This window comes from Coleofasciculus sp. FACHB-712 (genome assembly GCF_014695635.1).
Classification (GTDB): domain Bacteria; phylum Cyanobacteriota; class Cyanobacteriia; order Cyanobacteriales; family FACHB-T130; genus FACHB-T130.
In genome coordinates this window covers 1-3300 of sequence record NZ_JACJOQ010000581.1, presented here as the reverse complement: position 1 = coordinate 3300, position 3300 = coordinate 1, and the positions used below count along the sequence as shown (strand labels likewise).

The 3300-nt window shown below is 46.0% G+C and carries 2 protein-coding genes; both read right to left on the bottom strand.

Annotated elements, in window-relative coordinates:
• A partial coding sequence (locus H6F50_RS21000; RefSeq protein WP_206754844.1) for a right-handed parallel beta-helix repeat-containing protein occupies positions 1-2510 on the bottom strand: 2510 nt, incomplete at its 3' end.
• A gap of 108 nt (positions 2511-2618) precedes the next feature.
• Positions 2619-3300 (bottom strand): calcium-binding protein (locus tag H6F50_RS20995; protein WP_277879370.1); only part of this gene is annotated, 682 nt, incomplete at its 5' end.

The following is a 3300-nucleotide window of genomic DNA, read 5'->3' as shown; positions in this document are numbered from 1 at the left end:
ATTCCGTAAAATCCATTTTTAGAAATTTGCTGATTGTTAGAAATATTGACTGTTCCTATCGCTGCATCGGAAAGTGCGATATTCACTCCATTATCTTGATTTTCAGCAATGGTGCTATTGGTAATGTTGAAGGTTCCAGAGGTGTTATTTGAGAGAAGTATCCCAATCCCATAAAACCCATTTTTAGAAATTTGAGTATTAGTGATATCAAACGTTCCAGTCGCGCTATCGTTTAGCTTGATAGAAATTCCATCAAATTGATTGCCTGAGATTGTGCTGTTGGCAATCTCAAATGTCCCCAAAGTATTGGATTCAAGTTCAATATTAATGCCACTAAATTGATTTGCAGTTATTTGGTTATTAGTCAGAGTAAAGGTTCCGGAAGCACTCTCGAACAGTTTTACCTCAACTCCGTCGGCGATGCTCCCGAAGCTGTTACTGCCAGTAATCGTATTCTCTGAGATATTAAAGGTTCCAGTTGCAGTATTGCGAAGTTCAAGATTGATGCCGTCCCCTTCGTTAGCTAAAGCACCATTGTTGGCGATCGTGTTTTTGACAAGAATTAGGTTAACTTGCCCCTGATTATTGCTGAGGGAAAAGCCTTCCAAAGCAGAATTTGCGATCGCGTTGTCTTGAATTAGTATCTGTCCGGTCACATTCTCAAGTAAGATTCCCTCACCGGAAGAATTTGCGATCGCGTTGTCTCGAATAATTGCATTGCTGATGTTGCTTCCAGCGATGCCAGAACCAGTAGTTGTGCTGATAGCAAAACCCGAAAGTGTTGTGGTATTTCCCATCGTGACCGTTCCTGTCACGTCTACCAGTATCCCTGCATTAGACGAGGGTAATTGTAGATTGCCGAGTTCCACGGTATCTATACGCTGCACAGGGCCAGTTGAAAGCACTTGCACTTGGTCGGGAATCTTGAAAGCAGGAACCCCAGGATTTGTCCCTGGTTGCACGTAGACAATATCATTGGATTGAGCCACAGCCAAAGCTTCCGCAACCGTTGCAGTCGGATTCTCGAACGTGCCGTTCCCGGTTCCAATTCCTAAATTGACGTGTCGAAATCTCCACGGTTGACCCGTCGTGGGATTCGTAACAAACACCGTATCTTGCACACTGAAAGATTCAGATTCCGACTGTTCATCGACTACAATATTCGCGTTTCGGGTCACAGATTCCCCCAGACGCGCCAGAACTCGATCTTCTTTTCTTATCCCTCTCGGACGAGTGCCGGGAAAATTCGCCCCGACACTCAGCACCAAATTCGTACCAAAAGTGGCGTCATTTGAGAGCAATAGTCCCAGCCTGAAAGTGTCAGTAGGACGCGCTTCCAACCGAGTCCGCCAGCCCAAAATCTCTGCACTGCCTGGGGCATCATAATAATAAAGTCCGGCATAGCCTCGGAGGTCGCCGGTTCGACCGATTTGGGCAATTTTTACGCCAGCTTCAACATCAAACCCTGCCATCGCTGCTTCAAAATTGCGATCGCGTTGAAGTTGTTGATTTCTAGTTTGACCCAAGAAATTACCCTGAAAGAAAGGGTCTGAAAACGATAAACCTGTAGAAAAAACCCTCTCTTGGGTCAGTTGGCGGGTATCTCCAACCGGAATGTAAGCATTCGCGCGAATATCCCAGTTTTCTCCTAAGCTTTCAAACCCAGCACCCAGTTGATTAAAGTTGCTATTACCCGTGTCGCGGGTATCGAAGGCGACATAGCCGCCCAAGATCCGGTTATCTTTGGCACTATAAAAGCGATGTCCTAAAACAATATTGCTGCTTATATGAGAATCTTCCGTTGACAACAGCAATCGACCTTCTAAGAAGGTGAGGTTGTCTGAGTTTTGCCATAGGGGAACAAAGCCTCCAATGCTACCAAAAGAACTTTCATAACCCACACCAGAACCAGTGGTAAATTCAGCGCCGATCCGGGGCAGAAATCGTTGAGAACGAACTCGATCTGATGGTGCTGTTTGTTTAGTGGCAGCGCTAATCTCTTCTGTAGGATCGGCGTTTTCTGGGGTTAGTATTTCTTGGAGTAACCCTGCTTCGCGCAAAGTACGGGGAGGTGTTTTTATTTCTGCTAAAGGTTGAGAAATCTCAACCTCCAATGTCTCTGGAGAAGGTACGGCTTTGGGACTAGATTCTGGTGTGGGGAGTGCAGTTTCTACATTAGATATTTGGGCAAGAAAACGCCCTTCTTTTAGCGTGTAAAAAGACGGTTTGGCTAAAGACTTCTGGTTATCGAAGCTTAAGGCTGCGGGTTCCAACGCGCCTAGTGGGTGTTTTGCTACATCAAGGGTATCGCCAAAGGATGAGTCTACAGTATCGTTATTTAATTCAGGAATTCCATCAGGTATCTGGAGGATTGTAACGCCTGTAAAGTCTGTTGTCGAGCTTGATGAATTGGGTTTTAAATTAGGTGTTTGGGCGGTAGCAGTTGAAGTTAGCGTTCCTAACAGCAGCAAAATTGTGTAGATGTACGGTGTTGATGTTCTTAGAAGCATTTTCTCTATTAGATTCTGTTCTGGCTTCAGGCTCATATCCACAGCAACTCATTGTCAATAGTTGCCAAATCAGCAACTTTAAATATTAATTAAAGCTGCTTCCTCGTACTAGATACTTACAAAAGTAGAAGCTGCATTACTCATAAACGTAGCAGCATTCACCCCAGCCAATATTGCCAGAGTCTGGTTGTTGGAATTGTCAATAATGCTGGTATTGCTACCTTGCTGAATAATCGACAACTGATTCAGTGCCAAACCACCAACTAACCCAATGTAGTCTTGACCAATTTGGAAGTCGCGGATGGTCTCAGTTCCTTCACCTTTGGAAACTGCGAAAATATCGCGCCCCAATCCTCCGGTGAGGATGTCATTCCCCAAGCCTCCGTAGAGTCGGTCATCGCCCCCATCTCCCCAGATTTGGTCGCTGCCTGCCTCGCCGTACAAGGTATCATTGCCGCCACAACCATTGATGCGATCGCTACCCGTCCCACCGTAGATGATGTCATCCATACCCATCGAACCCCCAGTCAAGAGATTATTGTTGAGGTCGCCAATCAGGGTATCGTTGCCGTCATCGCCGTAAATCCGGTCTTTTCCCAGTCCCCCTACAATCGTGTCATGACCGCCAAAACCATTGATCCGGTCGTCTAAAGAGGTTCCCACCAAGGTTTCAGAAAGCCAAGTGCCGTTAATGACATTGAGGGGTGCAGTGTCGTTGTCAATGTTGACAACAGCAACATCTTGCGGGTTCAGTCCGTTGTATTTGGCGTCGGTGCTAATAGCAGGGGCA